This is a genomic window from Bacillus sp. PPSBB_11, from assembly GCF_038023285.1.
GTDB lineage: Bacteria > Bacillota > Bacilli > Bacillales > Bacillaceae > Bacillus > Bacillus altitudinis.
In genome coordinates this window covers 1,844,910-1,863,283 of sequence record NZ_CP150633.1, presented here as the reverse complement: position 1 = coordinate 1,863,283, position 18,374 = coordinate 1,844,910, and the positions used below count along the sequence as shown (strand labels likewise).

The following is an 18,374-nucleotide window of genomic DNA, read 5'->3' as shown; positions in this document are numbered from 1 at the left end:
CTTACCCCTTTACGATCGTTTCAAGAATCTGCGCAAGTTGATCTGCCTGCGGTCTTTTCATCATGGTCACATGGTCGCCCTTTATTTGATAATACGAGCACGTTTCTCTCGTGTAAGCTTCCCAATCGACAAATTTTTTCTGGAAATCTGTGGCGTGATCGCTGCTTTGTATAATATAAAACGGCACAGAGAATGGGTCTTTTTCTAATTCAATGGCTTGTGACATGATGGTATTATGAGTCTGCATTTGCAAGTATTTATCTAAATAGTGATCATTCATAAATTGATGAACGACTTCATCCTTTTCTGCTTCTTTGAGGATTTTCTGCTTCACTTCTTGGAAGCTGAGCCCTTGTAATGCTTCTGGTTTGATGCCGACGAGGTTCCCCATACCCAGAACGAGGGCAAGCATTTTCACTTCTTCTTCGTTCATATCGGCATGAAGCGCTTGATCTGCCTCATCTCTTAATACCGGAACCGTATCTAAAATGATCAATCCTTTTGGCGCTTTTCCTGCATGACAGAGTCTCTGATTCATTCCGTAAGCAAGATGTCCACCCATGGAATGCCCTGCCAAATAATCAATGCCTGGTCGATAGAATGTCTCAATGGCTTCAATAAAAATGGTGACAAGCTCTGTATAATGAAGGAATTGTGGTTCTTCATCCTCATACAAGCCTGGAGACTGCAAGGCGTAAACAGCTCCTTCATGTGTCATGAGCTTGGCCACATCGATATACCCCATCACCGTTCCACCAGCAGGCGGTGCAAAGAAAATTCTCGGTTCAGCCGGATCCCCTTTTTTCAACTCGATCGCATAGTCTTTCGGCGCTCTTTCGACAGGCTCGCCTGTTTCTGGCACTGTGTCCAAATATGCCGCTAACTGCGCTGGCGCTGGGTGCATGAAAATCCATTTTGGATCAACACGGACACCCTTTTCTTTTAATTTGGCAACGGCTTGAATACTCATAATCGAATCTCCGCCTAAATCAAAGAATGAATCATGAATTCCTACTCGTTTGACACCAAGCACTTCACTGAAAGCTGTCACAATCAGCTGCTGTGTTTCTGTTACCGGTTGATCGTCTTCATGTGAGGATGAGACTGCGTCTGTCGGCTCCGGCAATGCTTTTTGATCGACCTTCCCATTCGTTGTGACGGGAATTGCGTCAAGTACGATAAAGTAACTTGGAATCATATAGCCTGGCAGGCTTTCCTGTAAAAATGCTTTCCATCCGGGAACAGGCTCTCCCCCATCTGTGACAAGGTAGGCTGCCAGCCGTTTTGAGCTGCCGTACGTTTTAGCAATGACGGTACATTCTTTTACTTGTGGATGTTTGAGCAGGGCTGTCTCAATTTCTCCACATTCAATTCGGTAGCCTCTAATTTTGACCAAGTTGTCTTTTCGGCCAAGGTATTCAATACTGCCATCAGACCGCCATTTCCCTAGGTCACCGGAACGATACAGTTTGTCCCCTTTTAATGCCGGGAATGGATTGTCAATAAACCGCTCCTCCGTACGCTCTGGGTCATGCAGATATCCTTTTGCCAGCCCTGTTCCGCCGATATAGATTTCTCCTTTGACGCCTGTTGGTACTGGATTGAGATGATCATCAAGTATGACAACCGTTGAGTTGGCGACTGGCACACCGATTGGCACTGATCTTGCATCCTCCGGTACGTGTGTGACTTGATAAGTGGTCGCTAATGTTGTGTTTTCTGTTGGACCGTAAGCATTGATCAGCACACCCTTCATATGTGGCAATGCCTTTCGTGCATGCTCACTAGACATGGCTTCTCCGCCAACGAGTAATGTACGGTATCCAGCCACACTTTTTGGATCATGCTCAATCAGCCGGTTGAATAATGCAGTTGGCAAACAGTTGGCTGTGACTTGATGCGTTTTGATTAAACGAGTTAATTCGTCCATATTCAGAGCAGCATATTTCGGGATCAGAACCAGCTGACCGCCACTTAGCAGCATTCCCCATAATTCAAAGGTAAAGGCATCAAATGCATAATTAGACAGCTGAAGCATTTTATCTTCTGAACCAAGCTCAATATAGTTTGTTTCTTTCACTAAGCGGACCACTCCTGCATGAGGAAGCATTACGCCTTTTGGTGTGCCTGTTGAGCCTGAAGTGTAGTTCACATAGGCAAGCTGGTCTTCTCCTACAATCGATTTTTCCCTTTGATACACTGCGTCTGTTTCTGGTAACGACTTGTCCATTTCAATCTTTGTGCCGCTCAGATCGTCTAAACGATTGATTAGATGCGACTGGGTTAAAATGATATCGCTTTGTGTATCGCGAACGATCAGACCGATGCGAGCATCTGGATACTCAGGTGACATCGGTACATAAGCAGCACCCGACTTGACGATCCCTAGAACTGAGACCATCATGTCAAACGAACGATCAAACAGCATCGGGACAAGTGAACCGGGTCCAACGCCTTTTGACTGTAAATAGGCAGCCAGTTTTGTCGCCTTCTCGTCTAAATCTTGATACGTCATATGCTCTTCCATATAGGATACAGCAATCCGGTGCGGGTCACGCTGCACTTGTTCTTCAAATAATTCTTGCAGCGTACGCTTTGGATAAGGCGTGTCGGTTTGATTTTTTCCTATGATCATGGCATTCTGTTCTGTTTTGTCCATGACGCAAAAGTCAGCGAATGTCCGTTCAGGCTGAGCCGTCATGCCATCTAACAAATTGAGATAATAATTCATCATACGGTGGATCGTTTCTTGCTCAAATAAATCCGTATTATATTCCACATGGATAGACAGCTTGTCCTCCTGCTCAAATACATGCAAGGTGAGATCAAATTTAGAGACGGTATGATGGACCATCACTTGTTCCGATGTCAGTCCTTTTAGGTTGATATCCAGCGAATCAGTGACATACCCCATGGCGACTTGGAAGATCGGTGAACGACTTAGGTCTCTATCCATTGAAAGGTCATCCACAAGCTTGTCGAATGGATAATGCTGATGCTCAAAGGCTTTTAACGTCATTTCTTTCACCTTTGCCAGTAAATCGGCAAAGGTATCGGCTGTTGAAACGTCCTGTCTCAGCGCCAACGTATTGACAAACATGCCGACGAGCTTCTCTGATTGTTCGACATCACGGCCAGCGATCGGCGATCCAACAATGACATCTGTTTGTCCAGACAACTTGTGAAGCAGGACATAATAGGCTGACAACATCGTCATAAATAGTGTTGTCCCCTGCTGCCTCGACAAGGCATGTAAACGACGAACAAGCGGTTCATCTATCACGATTTGCTCTGTAGCTCCATTAAATGTTTGAACCGGCGGACGAGGACGGTCAAACGGGAGCTCTAATACCGGCAACTCTCCTTGTAACGTTTCTAGCCAATAGCTCTGAGCCTCATGGTGGTTCTTTAATTGCTCATTCTCCCAATGAACATAATCGGTCCATTCAATCTCAAGTGCAGGTAACTCAGGCGTTTTCTCTGATAATAGCGCACCATACACGACTTCTAATTCTTGAATAAGCAGGCTGAGCGACCATGCATCGGAAATGATATGATGCTGCGCACAAAGCAAGTAATATTCCTCTTTCCCCATATCAACAATTGTCCATTGTGCAAGCGGTCCCCGTTCTAAGTCATAGATGCGGTTCGCCTCTTGCTGAATCAGCTGTTCCAATCTTCTCGCTCTTGTTTTTTCATTAAATAATGAGAAATTCGCAACGGTTACTGATGGCGGAAGATCTTCACGGATGACTTGAACCGGCTTGCCGCCAATGGTTTGAAATGTTGCGCGCAGTGCTTCATGACGTTTTGTTAAGAGACCGATCGCCTTTGTTAACGTTTGGATGTGTAATTGGCCCATCAGCTTCCAAGCACCTAATATATTGTAATGATGGCTCTTTTCTAATGTAGATAAGAACCAAATTCGCTTTTGAGCGTGTGACAGCTCATAGCTTGTTCGTTTTTCCAGCTTTGGAATGCTGGCTTCCTGAATGGCTGGTGCTCCATTGATGTCATCGACCATTTGTGCCAAGTGTGCCAGATTCTTGCTTTCAAATAATATTTTTAGCGGTGCCTTTATTGAAAACTCATGATTAATACGAGAAATCGTTTGAGTGGCCTTTAATGAATGTCCACCAAGGTCAAAGAATTGATCCTCTTTGTACACACGATCGACTTCTAAAATATCCTCCCATATGGCCGCAAGCACCTGCTCTGTCTTCGTTTCTGGCAATTGCTTTTCAAACGGCTGTGCATGTTTGTGATGGAACTGTTTGAGGGCTTCATGATTAATAGAGCCATCTTGTTTTTTCGGTATATCTTCCACTTGCCTGATGTCCCATTTCCCCTCTATGATGTCTGTGATCTTGTCAGCATCCACTTCTTTGCCTGATTGCACCGTATAGTACAGTTTCTTTTCAAAATGCGGGATTGGTGCTGGTTGAAGATGTTCAGCGATTTCTTGATTCGCCCCATCTAGGCCAATAAATAGATGCGCTTCATTCAGCCGAACACCTAGACATAATGAATGGAGTCCTTGTTTTTTTCCAATCAATTGAAAGCCCTTGCGAACGGTTAGCGCGGCCCCAGTATGTCCCTTAGACAAACCAAGATTATCCCACATGCTGAAATTCAACGAAATCGCTCTTCTTCCCTCATGATAGGTAAGGGCATGTGCGAGTCCATCTAAAAAGCTGTTCGCCGCAGAATATGCGCCAAATGTGGTGCCGCCAAAAAAGCCATTTACTGATCCAAAAAAGACGAGTGGAACTGACGGATCATGCTTGAAAGCTTCCTGCAGCACCCAAGCACCATCTGCCTTCCCTGAAAGTTCTTTGACGAAATCTTCTTCTGTTGTATGAGCCAGTGTGTACGTATCCACATGCTGAAAGTGCTCAGATACATTGCCAGCACCGGCTAAATGAAGCGCTCCTCGGATCGACTGTCCGAAATGTTTTTCTGCTTCATAAATCGCCCGCTCGACGTCACATAAATTCGTCACATCGGCTTGTACATAAAGAACGTCTCCCTGATCTTTCAGTTGTGAGAATGACGCCTCTTTTTCTCTGTCTTCTTCAAGGGATGTTCGTCCAATTAACACGAGCTTCAAGCCAAATTGGAGCATTTGCTTAGACAGTTCAAATCCAATACCGCCAAGCCCGCCAGTCAGCAAGTACAAGCCTTCATATTCTAAAAACCCTTCTGTCTGAGGTGCCGTCATCATATTCACTTTTTCCAGCTTTGGTACGAGGCGCTGGTCATGCCGGTAAGACACTTCTGCTTTCAAATGAATCGCACCTAGTTCGTCCGTAATATGCTTGGCATCCTGTTCCACATTCTCCGCTTCAATATCAAGGTGAGACACTTCTGCCCCTTCCCATTCTTGCGGGATGGTTTTTAATAATCCGGCAAGAGACGTTTTCTCCACATGAAGCTCATCTTGCGGTTTGACCAATTGACCACCTTTTGTGACAACAACGAGACGCATTGGCTCTTTATTTTCTTGTCTCAATGCTTGATACAAATATAAAATGGATTGGCTGGTGCTTGCATTCAGTTCTTTGAACTGCGCAGGGCTCGCAATCATCTCCTTATCTGACACATTCCACAAGTGGAGCATACGGTCAATCTTTAATTCATCGGCTTCAAGCGCCGCCACAAGCCTGACGTAATCCCCTTTGATTCGAGGGTTCATCTGATACATCCCTTTTGACAGGCGTAAAAATTCATAACCCTTTTTCACAGAAACATAAGGCAGGTTCATTTGTTCAAATTGTGTATAAAGCGATTGATAAAGCCCTTTTTCATCCTCAAATACGAGTACATGATCAGTGGATACTGGCTGAGATGGACCGATATTCTCTTTTACCCAAATACGTTTAAAGAACCAATCTGGGAGGGTTTGTTCATTTTCCGAAGCAAGATCAAGTGCACGTTCAATGTCATGAAACACCCCATCTTTCAGTGCCGCACCTAGTTGAGCACGTTGGATTTTTCCGCTTTCTGTTTTCGGAAATTGGTCTTTTTTCAGCGGAATGATATGGTCAGGTTCGATTCCCATTTTGCGAATGATGCTCTCTCTAATCTTCTGAATCATTGTGATTTGATCCTCTATCGAATCCTTCTGCGTAACAAAAAAGACGGCGAGTGTGTCATTACTTGATTCGGGATTGTAAATGCCGTACGCAGCGGCAAAGGTGACTTCAACCCCCTCAACCTCTTCCACAACGGCCTCAATTTCGTAATTCAAATAGTTCGCTCCGTTGATGACGATGATATCCTTTTCTCGCCCTGTGAGGACTAGGCGCCCTTCATGAATAAATCCTAAATCTCCTGTATGAAACCAGCCGTTTTCCGCAAATACTTCTTCATTCGCTTCCTCATTTTGATAGTAGCCCATCATAATCGTTGGACTCTTCACCTGCAAGCGGCCGACTTGATCTTCTGGCAGCACATGGTGATGCTCATCAACAATCCGAATCCATACAGAAGGGATGGGTGCACCAACTTCTGTAAAGGTCATCTTGTGCGGATGATCGTGCGTCACATATTGAATCTCACTTGTTAATGAGGTCTGATCAATGGTCAGTTGTCCACCCTGATCATCATGACGCATGAATTCTTTTGACTGGACAATGGCTGATGATGTTTCTGACATGCCATAAGCCGGCACCATCGCATGGCGGCTTAATCCGTGCTCACCCATGATGTGCATGAAACGCTGCGTCACTTTAGGAACAACTGCTTCGGCGGCGTTCATGATATAGGTCAAGGTGGAGAGATCCCAGCTCCCTTTGCGAATGTCGTCTTCATATTCATTCATCATCGCAAAGGCAAAGTTTGGCGCCCACGTCCTTGTGACACCGTATCTTTCTACCCAATCCAGCCACACCATCGGCCGTTCGATAAATTGATCAATGGATGGACTAATTTGCTGGCAGCCGAGGTACACATCATGTACATGAAACATGACAATGCCCCCTACATGATCAAGCGGCATCCAGTTCATGGATACATCCTCATGCGTGAAACCATTTGCCTGCTCAAAGGAAATGATTCTAGATAAAATGCTTTGATGGTTGTGCCGGATACACTTTGGCACACCCGTACTTCCTGAGGACAGCAGCTGAAGCACAGGCTCATCCGGCTCTGGCTCATAATGCTGTTCATCTGGATCACAGGCAAGTAATGTTTCGATTGTTAAAATCGGAATCGCTTTTGATTCAAACGTTTTACGTAGCCCTGCAATGTCCTCAGCACTCGCTTCGTTTGTAATAATGAATGGCTCATTTTGCAGCTGAAACACGCCCTTGAGCTTGTTCACGCCTTGATTCATTTCATCATACACAGGTGGTACAGAGACTGGGGTTGGAATGATTCCACCGAGAATACAGCCCCAGAATACCGTGATAAAATCTTGATGATCTTTCAATTGAAGCAGCACTTGATCGCCGTTTGAAAGTCCGGCTGCCCTTAATCCAGATAGGACACGTTCCGCTCCTGTGAGCAATTCCGGGTAAGTCTGGATCACCTCATGACCGCCTTCTTTGAGATACGTGACTCCGCGATTTGGTGACATAAAGGCGGCTCGGATCAGTACCTCTGTCAATGTGACTGGTGTACCTGGTTTTCTAATCACATCACCTCCATAAACAAGAGCTGGTGGTTTTACTTGTGCGGAGGATTGTATGGTTTGGCTGACTTCATCTTTTGAAAACGATTCGTTTCCATTTGTACGCTGTCTATCTGGGAAGAGGTCATCTAAATGATAGGGTGTTTGTTTTTCTGTCTGACTCTCTATCAAAACGGCTGCTTCCTCTACTCCATCTATGGCTTTCGTGCGCTCTTCTATCTTTTTCCGTTCCTCTTCATCTAGTACGTCAATGGCAAGCAGCGCCTCGGTATCGACCGCTCCACTTTCTTTTCGCGGCAAGGAAGGGACGAGGACGAGTGCGGCTGGCACTTCAACAGGATGAAGCGGGCCTCTCATCAAATCCTCTCTTGTCAACGAAGGGTCCTTCGCCTGTGCAAAAAGCACAAGCGATAGGCCTCCTTCTTGATTTTTCTTCGGGATGAGCGCACATTCCTTTAGTGGAAAGTGAAGCATGAAGACTTTCTCTAATGCTTTGAGATCGATTCGTTTTCCATTGATCCTGACAATATGATTTGCTGCATTTCCTTTTCGTCTACTAACTAGCATTCTTCTTCTCCTCCTACATCCAATCCAAAATCTGAATCTTGCTTTCTTCCGTCCAAACGCCGACATCCCCTGTCGGATAAAGGTATTCGCCTGTTTGATGTTTGAATGGATGCGGAATTTTATGCGCCTCCATCCAATCGGCTAGCTCTCCAAAAAGTGCTTTGATCTCTTTTGCGCCGATAAAAATATCTCCAGGAAATCCAATCGGCATGAGCTGATGTTCTTCATTCAGGACATATATTTCCGTTTCATAGGCAGGATCATGTACGCCTGCATATATTTCTTCTTGGTCTGGGTATAGCACGCTGACATGTGCGTTTTTCGCCCAATCACTGATCATCCGCTCTTTTTCCTCATTTGTCACAATTGTGAAGGAAGATAGCGGCGTATCCACTTGTTCTGTCATGGCTTCAAGTGTGTGAATCAGCTGCTGCATCAGCGTTTGTATTTGCTTTTCTGTATATTGATTTAAGTTGTATGTGATCCGGAGCTCCAGCGTATCTCCCGGCACTGCGACAAGGGTTAAGTCATAATTTGTTTCTTCATGACTGGCGATGTCTAAAATGCGTACGCCATACGGCTCAATGGATTCAATCGGATAGTTTTCAAACACGACAATGCTGTGAAACAATGCCTCTCCATTTGGAATTTCCGTCATCTGCTGAATATCTGGCAGTACGGTATACTCGTATTCTCTCATCTGAAAAACGGTTTCCTGTGTATGGGCGAGCAATCGTGCAATCGTCCAGTCCGAATGGATCGGTAAACGAAGCGGCAATGTGTTAATAAAGAGCCCTGTCATGCTTTCCACTTCTGGTAAGTCGGCTGGCCGGCCAGATACGGTCACCCCAAATATGACATCCTCTGCGCCCGAATGAAGGTGCAAGAGCAGTCCCCACGCTGATTGAATCAGTGTGCTCATCGTGACCTTCTGCTTGCCAGTCAACTTCTCCAGCTTCTGCTGCATCTCTGGCGTCAATTTGACGCTGGACTGCATCATGCTTGCTTCTTGGTCTGAAGCATGTTCTTCGCCGTCTCCTGGAAGCGGTGTCGCTTCCTCTACGCCTGACATATAACGCTGCCAGAATTCTTGCGCCTTCTCTTGATCCTGCTTTTGCAGCCATTCGATAAAATCTTTATATGGACGGACTGTAGAAAGACTGATCTCTCGTTCGTCCACAAGAGAGCGATACAGCGCAAAGGATTCCTGAATAAAACTGAACAAACTCCAGCCATCGATTAAAATGTGATGAAAACTAAAGACAAACGTGCATCTTTCCTCATCACAACGGAATAAAGCAATCCGAATCAGCGGTTCATCTATATGGTCTAAATGGAAATCCTTTGAACGATCAGATACTAAAAACTGTTCGATTGTCTCTTCTTGCTCCTCGTCACTCAGGTGGCGCACATCGTGCTGAGTGAGGTGGATGCTTCCTTCTGATTGAATGAACTGAACAGGCTCCTTCAGTCCTTCCCAAGCGAATTTTGTTCTCAAAATCGAATGACGTTCTACAAGAAGATTCCAAGCTTGTTCATAGGCATCGCCGTTTGTTAAGCCTTGGAGCGTCATATGCACCTGACCAAAATAAGCTTGTGAATCTTGATCTAGCAGTGCATGAAACAGCATTCCTTGCTGCATTGGAGACAGTGGATACACATCGACTACATTGTCTGGAAGTTCATCTAATTGCTTTTGCGTGAGCTGAACCATCGGAAAATCAGATGGTGTAAAGCCGCCGCTCGTTTCAACACAATGCGTCAAGATGATCTCCATTTTTTCTTTAAAACGTTCAGGTAACAACCGCACCTCTTGATCTTGTAGCAGTTCACGATTGATCATAAAGTTCATCTGCAACTGACCATTTGTCACATATCCATACACATCGATCAAATGCTGTCTTTCTGCTTTCGGATCGTGAACATGTCCATTTCGCTCGTCTGCTATATACAGCTTGGCTTCGCCATCTGCCTGATCTAACTGACCGAGGTAATTAAAGCTCATCTGCGGCGTTACCGTTTTGAGTAAACGAGGTTCTGTCATGTATTGAAGCAAACCATAGCCGATTCCCTTTTGCGGCACAGCTCGTAAGGTTTCTTTGACGTCTTTGATTTGTCTTGCAACATCGGTTTGTATAAAAGGAATAAAAATAGGATAAGAGCTTGTAAACCAGCCGACTGTCCGTGACAAATCCATCTGTTCAAATAAATCCTCGCGTCCATGCCCTTCTAACGTGATGAGCATTGGCTTTTCAATGGCTTGCGTGAGTCCTGATAACAGTAAATCGTTAATCTCTGTTCGGTATGCTTGTGAGGCCTGTCTAAGTAATATATCTGTTTGTTCCTTTGTGAGCTGAACCGACAGGATCTCTGCATGTTCTTCTATATTAGAAAGTGCAGGCAGTTGGAAAGGAGAACCTTCTTCCTCTTGATCCTTGATTTTTTGCCAAAAAGAGGCCTGCGCTTGTAATTGATCTGTTTGTGCATATTCATATAAGGCATCTGCCCACTGCTTATAGGAGGCGGTTTTTTTCGCAAATAGGATGTCCTGCCCCGTAGCAAGCTGTTTCAATCCATTTAGTACATCTTCTTGTATCATGCGCCATGATATGCCATCCATGACGAGATGGTGTGCAGCAATAAAGAGCTCAGACGTGTCTTCACCTGTATGGAAAAGAATCGCTTTGATCACTTCTCCGCGCTCTAATGACAATGTTCCTTGACAGGCACTTGTCTCCAAGCGGATTTGTTCCCGTGCTTCCTCTTGAGACACATCTGTCACATCAAAGAATGTGACACAAGGTGTGACACCAGGCTCACGAATGGTTTGAATCCATGTGCCATCTGCCTCTTTTGTATAGATAGCTCTCAGCATATCGTGATGATCGACCAGTTTTGAAAGAACCTGTGTTAACTGTTCATGTGGAACAGATCGCTTCATTTCAATATGCGCCGAGAGATTCCAATAATCTTGATTGGTCATCGATTGCTCAAAGAACCAAGATTGAATCGGGAGAAGACGAACCTCTCCTGTCACAGGTGATTGATCATAGACCGTAGAGACCTCTGACTTTCTCATCGCTTGTGCGAGTTGTGAGATGGTCTGTTTTTCAAATACATCTCTCGGCTGGATGACGTAGCCTTCCTGTGCTAAGCGTGCCACCATTTGTATGACAATAATGGAATCTCCGCCAAGCTCAAAGTAGTTATCATGGACGCCAATAGAAGGAACGCCTAGCAGCTGAGACCACACTTTTTCTAACACACGTTCTTCCTCAGTAGCTGCTTTGTCAATGGCTGTTTCTACTTCTTCTTGTCTCCACTCTGGCGGTGGAAGACGCTTTTGGTCTACCTTGCCATTTGGCGTGAGCGGTAATTCATCCAGCTCTATTAATAGGCTTGGCACCATATAATCTGGCAGAATGTCTTTTAAGTTATGGCGAATGTCTTGCGTGGTCATGCCGCCTTTTTGGACAAAATAACCGATCAATCGCTTATGACCACTCTCGTGCTGATGCGGGATAACGGCACATTCTGTGATGTCATCAAATGTCAGCATAGCGGCTTCAATTTCTCCGCATTCCACGCGGTGTCCACGAATTTTCACTTGATGATCGATTCTTCCAAGACAGTCAATGATGCCATTTGACAGCCAGCGGCCCATATCGCCTGTTTTATATAAACGCGCTCCTTCTTGGAAAGGATGCGGGATAAATGATGATGCTGTTTTTTCTTCATCTCCAAGGTAACCAAGTGCTAGCCCTGTGCCGCCAACATAAATTTCGCCGATGACGCCTTGCGGAACTGGCTGCATTTGGTCATCTAATACATAAGCTTGTGAATAAGCAATAGGCTGTCCAATCGGGACCGTCGCCTGATCTTCTTCTAGTGCTCGAATGTGATGCACACAGGAGAACGTCGTATTCTCTGTTGGTCCATATCCATTTAAAAGCCCTTCAGGCAAATACGGTAGTGCTTTTCGGATATGAGCGGCTGATAAGGCATCTCCGCCGATCAATAATGCATGAAGTCCAGATAAAGCTTCTGGATGTTCTTCTGTTAAACGGTTGAACAGCGGCACAGTCAGAAACCCTGTTGTAATCTGATAAGTTTTTAGTGCTTCCGCTAATGTATCCATTGATAAAATGGTATTTCGATCCGTCAGTATGAGCCTTCCCCCGTTTAAAAGGGCTCCCCATATTTCATACGTAAAAGCATCAAAAGAGAAGCTGGCGATTTGTAAAATGCGCGTTTGTTCATTAAGGGTGACATAGTCTGTTTCACACACAAGCCGGACGACCGCTTGATGCGGGATCAGTACTCCTTTTGGCTGTCCAGTTGACCCCGATGTGTAATTGATATAAGCAAGTCCATCAGGTCTTAGTGCAGCGGGCATGACCTCTGCTTCTGGTAAAAATTCTTCATACCCTTGATCAAGACAAATAAGTTCCGTTTGATGGATGGATACTTTTTTCAGCCATTCATTTTTTGTCAGTAAAAGCTGAATCCCTGTATCTCTCAGCATATAGTCAATGCGGGCATCTGGATATTCAGGATCAATTGGCACATAAGCCCCGCCTGCTTTCACAATGGCCAGCACCCCAAGAATCATTTCAGGCGATCTGTCGATGAGCAGTCCAACTGGTTCATGCGGCGTCACGCCTCGCTCCTGCAAATAGGCTGCTAGACGATCGACTTTCTCATGTAACTCTTGGTACGTCCACTCATCTCCCTGGAACTCGAGCGCCACTGCATGAGGTGTCTTTTTCACTTGCGCTTCAAATCGTTCCGTCATGAGTAGCGGACCTTTTGGTTGATCAGTCTTTCCGCTCCATTCATAGAGCAATTGATGCTTTTCTTTCTCTGGCAGGAAATTCACTTGTCTGATCGGCTGCGCTGGATTTTCACAAATTCCTTCAAGCAGGTGCTCGTAGTATGCAAGGAATCGCTCCATCGTGTCATCAGAAAATAAATCCGCTTGATACTCAAGTTTTAACTGAAGACCTTCAGCTCCTTCAAACACAAACAGGGATAGATCAAATTTCGCTGTATCATTATCTTCAATGGCTAAAACCGACGTCGCCTCTCCCATTGGAGAAGCTTCAAGCGGTAGGTTTTGCAGAACAAACATGACCTGAAACAGTGGCTGCTTACTGCCGTCACGTACAATATTCAATTCATCAACCACCATCTCAAACGGCACATCCTGATGTGCATAAGCACCGACGGTTGTCTCCTTCACTCGCTCTAATAATTCCGTAAAGGCTGGATTCCCGCTATGGTCGATCTGAAGCGCCAATGTATTCACGAAAAATCCGATTAAATGCTCCATTTCCGTTCGATTTCTCCCAGCAATGACCGAGCCAATGACAAACTCGTCCTGTGAAGACAATCGATGTAATAGAGTAGAAAAAGCCGACAGCAAGGTCATATAAAGTGTGCTGTCTGTTTTCTTGGATAGCGCCGCAATCTTTTTAGACAGTGACTTCGACAGCTGAGATGTTTTCGTCTTCCCTTTGTAGGATTGAACGGCCGGCCGCGGATGATCATACGGCAATACCAAATCTTCAACAGGCGCCGCAAATTGCTCCTTCCAATAGGCAAGCTGCTTACGCAATGGTTCTCCTGTCAAATACTCCTTCTGCCACAGTGCGTAATCCGCATATTGAATTGGCAATGCCGGCAAGTGAGGCTCCCGCCCTTCGATCGCCGCTGTATACCACTCAGATAATTCTCTTGCAACAATGCCAATCGACCAGCCATCTGACACGATGTGGTGAATGGACATAAGCAAGATATGCTCTGCGGGTGAAAGTCGAATCAGCTTCACTCGAAAGAGCGCTTCGTGTTCTAATTGAAAAGGTGTGGATGCCTCTTCTTTCGCCCATTCAGCCGCTTTTTGTTCTTTCTCTTCCTGTGACGCTATGCCTGAAAGGTCCATCACCTCAAGCTCTGGAAGGCCCATCTGTTCATGAATGACCTGTACTGGTTCATCCCCGCTCATCGTAAAGGACGTTCTGAGCGATTCATGTCTTTCCACCATATGATGCAGACTTTCCTGAAGCACCTTGATATCTAAAGGCCCATTCATCCGAAACGAAATCGTATTATTGTAAAATGGCAGATCCGGCTCTAGTTGATAGAGGAACCACTGTCTTTGCTGGGCATAAGACATCGGAATTTCCTGACCCTTCTCCATTTTTCTCATCGGAATCACTTCATCTGCTTTGGCATTTGAATCGATCCAGTCTGCTAATTCTCCGAGTCTCGTATGTTCAAACAACACAGCAAGCGGCACGTCAAACCCTGTTTTTTGTCTAACCGCAGACAGCATTTGCGTCGCCTTCAGCGAATGACCTCCTAGTAGAAAGAAATGATCGCCGCAGTTGACATCTGAGACACCGAGCAGCTCTGACCAAATGTGTGCGAGCAGTTTCTCCGTTTCTGTGTGAGGTGCTCTGTTGTCTGAATCCATTTCGCTTTCCTCTATTAATTCATGAAAATATGCCTCGTCTGGCGATCCATCTTCTGTTTCTTTCCAATATTCCTCAGGAAACAAATGCACGGCATATTCACCAGATAGACGGGACTGTAAACATGTATGAATCGATTGATACAGCCGCTCTTCCACCGCCTTTGTTTGATCAGTTTGGAAAAAGACGTAAAAGGTCTGCTCTGTTTGCATCTTCGCACCCGCATGGACCATCTCGTGAATCTCTTTCTTCGATCGATCCAATCCCGTATAAATGAGCGGAGCATCTGTCATCAGACATGCGAGCATCGTTTGGAAGCCTGCCTGCTTTGAAATTGGAAGATAACCTCTTTCTTTTAACATGCCTTTTATCATGGAGCCTTCACTCATGCCAATCTCGTCCCACATGCTGAAACTAAAGCAATATGGCTTCACTGTAGATGTCAGCTTCTGATAATGAGCAAACTGTTCCACGAACTCATTGGCAGCGCAATAGGCGCCGACAGTCATACCGCCCTTTAGCGTTCGGGCTGACGAGCTGGAAAGAAATAAAACATTCCTGCGTTTGGAGGCAGCTTCATGAAGCGCAATCGTTCCATATACCTTCGCTTCGTACATGTCATTCAGAGACACAGATGTCATATCAGCAAGCAGTTCTTCTTGAATAATACCTGCGAAATGAATGATGCCATCCAGCCTTCGATTTCCGGCGACCTCATGTCTAGAGATGATTGCTTCCACCTCTTTTTCAGCTGTGATATCCGCTTTCTCATAAAGAACCGTGCCGCCATGCACTTTTGCCCGCTTCTCTAGGAAAGCCAATGTCTCTTGCTGGTCACTAGAAAGCGCCTCTCTCTCTTTTCTTCCAAGCAACACGAGATGTGCTTGATAAGATGTCAGTAGGTGTTCACTGACTAAACGGCCAATTCCGCCTAGCCCGCCTGTTATGACATAAAGCCCAGATGATTCAAATGGCGGCTCTTCCCTTTTCTGTTCCTTTTCCAAATGAAGAGGTGCTAAAAAGGGAATATAACGAACACCTTGACGATAAGCAACAACATGACAGTCTTGGTCATGTGTAAGTTCTGCCATCATCGCCATTGCATGGGAATGACTAGATACCGATTCTGCTAGAGAAAAATCAAGACATTGAACCTTGATAAACGGCCATTCATGCTGAATTGCTGTCATCAGTCCTACTGTCGTTGCTTTTTCTACATAGTGGATTTGATCCTCCGGCACATTCATCGCATGGGCTGAGACAAAAGTGATGGCCACCTGCTCCTCATAGACGGAAATGGCTTTTGTTAAAAATAATGCACTCATGCTGCCCGTTTTCTGCGCTTGTTTTGCCTTGGCCACATAAAGCTTGTCTTCTTGGTTTGTATAGTTCCAAAGGTGAATGATGTGTTTCACCGAAACGCCATACGAACGGAGCGTCTCAAAGAGTTGTTCGTAGTCAGACGGCCGATTCGGGTGGATGATGAAGTGAGTGTGTGTGAGTTGTTTGAACGCTTGACCCGGTTCAACCGTAATGTATGTTTGTTCACTGTTTGCAAAAGATTTCAATTGATCTGCCAGTCCTAATGGATCTGCAAAGATCACAACGTCCCCTATGATCTGCTTGTCAGCTGCATCAAGTGGAGAAGGTATCCATTTCTTTTGATAACTCCAATCAGGCAAGGTATGTTCATTTTCAAGTCTCATGTCCATTTCCATGATCATTTCATCAAATTCGCCTTCTTGCCATCTTGTCTTGAGCTGTGCCCTTTCTATTTTTCCAGAGCTTGTTTTGGGAAATGCATGCTTCTGGACAGGGATGATGCGAGATGCAGACAAGCCCATTTTTGTTGCAATATGGGATTTAATGTGTTGACTTGCCCTCATAATATAAGCCGGCTCATACAGCTTCGGTGTAAAAAAGAGAATCAGTTCATCGGATGCAGAAGCCTCCATTCGGACAGAACAAGCAGCCACAAAGCTCGTTTCTACTCCCGGTACTTCCTCTGCTATGGCTTCAATTTCATAGTTGTGATAGTTTTTCCCGTTGATGATAATCATGTCTTTTTCTCTACCGGTTAGTGTCAGCCTTCCTTCGTGCAGGAAACCTAAATCACCCGTGTGAAACCAGCCATCCGCTTGAAATACTTCTTGATTCGCTTCGTCATTCCGGTAATAGCCCTTCATGGTGGTTGGACCTTTTATTTGCACACGGCCAATATGATCTTCTGGAAGAAGCTCATGCTGATGATTGACGATGCGTATCGTGATACCTGGAATCGGTTTGCCCAACTCTGTAAAGCTGACGGTTCCTGTCTCACGTGCTTCTGCTGGTCTTAGCTGCTCTGTCAGCGACGTTTCCTCAAAGGTCAGAACCCCGCTGTTTTCATCTCCACGCTCAATCGCAAAGGAAAACACAACCGCTGATGAGATTTCAGACATGCCGAAAGCCGGTCTGATCACATCTCCCTTTAAGCCGTGCGGAGCAAGCAAATGTAGAAATCGGTGGATGGTTTTTGGAACGACCGCCTCTGCCCCATTGATCATGCAGGTCACCGCCGACAGATCCCAAGACCCTGATGAAATCTCTTTCTCATAATCATTGATCATCGCAAATGCAAAGTTAGGTGCCCACGTCTTCGTTGCACGGTAGCGGTCCATCCAGTCAAGCCACCGCAACGGCTGAGCGATAAAGTCATCTGTTCTTGCCCGAATCTGCTCGCAGCCTGTGTACACATTGACAAGGTGGAACATCACGATGCCGCCAATATGATCTAAAGGCATCCAGTCTAATGAGACATCCTCTTGTGTAAATTGATTCGCTGCCACTGTTCCTTTGACGTTCGCCAGCACACTTCTATGGGAATGCTCTACACACTTTGGCATCCCTGTACTTCCAGACGTTAAGATAAAGAAGACAGAATCATCCGGCGCGGCAGGGTGAGCGGCTGTATCTCTTTCTAATGTCAGCATCGGCTCAACTGCTGCGACACGTAATTGGTCTGTATGCCACAGGAAGGCTAACCCTTGCACCTCCTCGATCAGTGAGTCATCTGTTAGGATGAGCGGATGCTCGAGCAGCTTCCAAGCGTGATGAAGCTTCTTCACTGCAGCATTCATCTCCCGATAGGTTGGGGCAGCCGACACAAGCGTTGGAACAAATCCGCCTAATACACATGCCCAAAAGGCAGTGACCATGGCATGATTCGATGAGAATTGAAAGAAAACAGGATCGCCTGCCTTAAGCCCCATTGCCCTTAACCCAGTCAGAACCCTCTCTGCGTCTCCTTGTAACTGCGCATAAGATTGTGTGAGTTCGTTCTTGCTATTCACGATATACGTAAGCCCATTTGTCGTTTTTGCAGCCTCTGTTAAGACGTCCTGTAAGGTCTGTGCGCCTTCTGTGACATCGAGATCCCCTCCATAGGAAAGAGCGGGCGGCATGTCGGCCAAAGCAGGTACAGCCGTTTTCGTCTGTATCGTTTCCGCTGCGGCCTCCTGCTCAATGTGCTTGTCGAGAAATAAATGAGAGAGGTGATACGGCCGCGGTCGAATGGTTTTTTCACGTGAAAAAACAGCGAAGCGTTCGATTTCGTTGGTTTGTAAAATGGTTGTTTTTACATCTTGTAAAATCGCATCCATTGATTCATGTCTACTCGTTTGGTTAATGGTTGATGGTTTCATATGAGTTCCTTTCCTTTT

Annotated in this window: 2 protein-coding genes; both read right to left on the bottom strand. The window is 45.6% G+C overall.

What is annotated here, in order from left to right; all coding sequences use genetic code 11:
* Position 1: 1 nt before the first annotated feature.
* Entirely contained in the window at positions 2-8,200 is an 8,199-nt protein-coding gene (locus V7L95_RS09115; protein WP_340968950.1) for an amino acid adenylation domain-containing protein, read from the bottom strand.
* A gap of 13 nt (positions 8,201-8,213) precedes the next feature.
* A complete protein-coding gene (locus V7L95_RS09110) occupies positions 8,214-18,356 on the bottom strand; it encodes an amino acid adenylation domain-containing protein (protein WP_340968948.1) in 10,143 nt (3,380 codons plus the stop codon).
* Between the last annotated feature and the right edge of the window lie 18 nt (positions 18,357-18,374).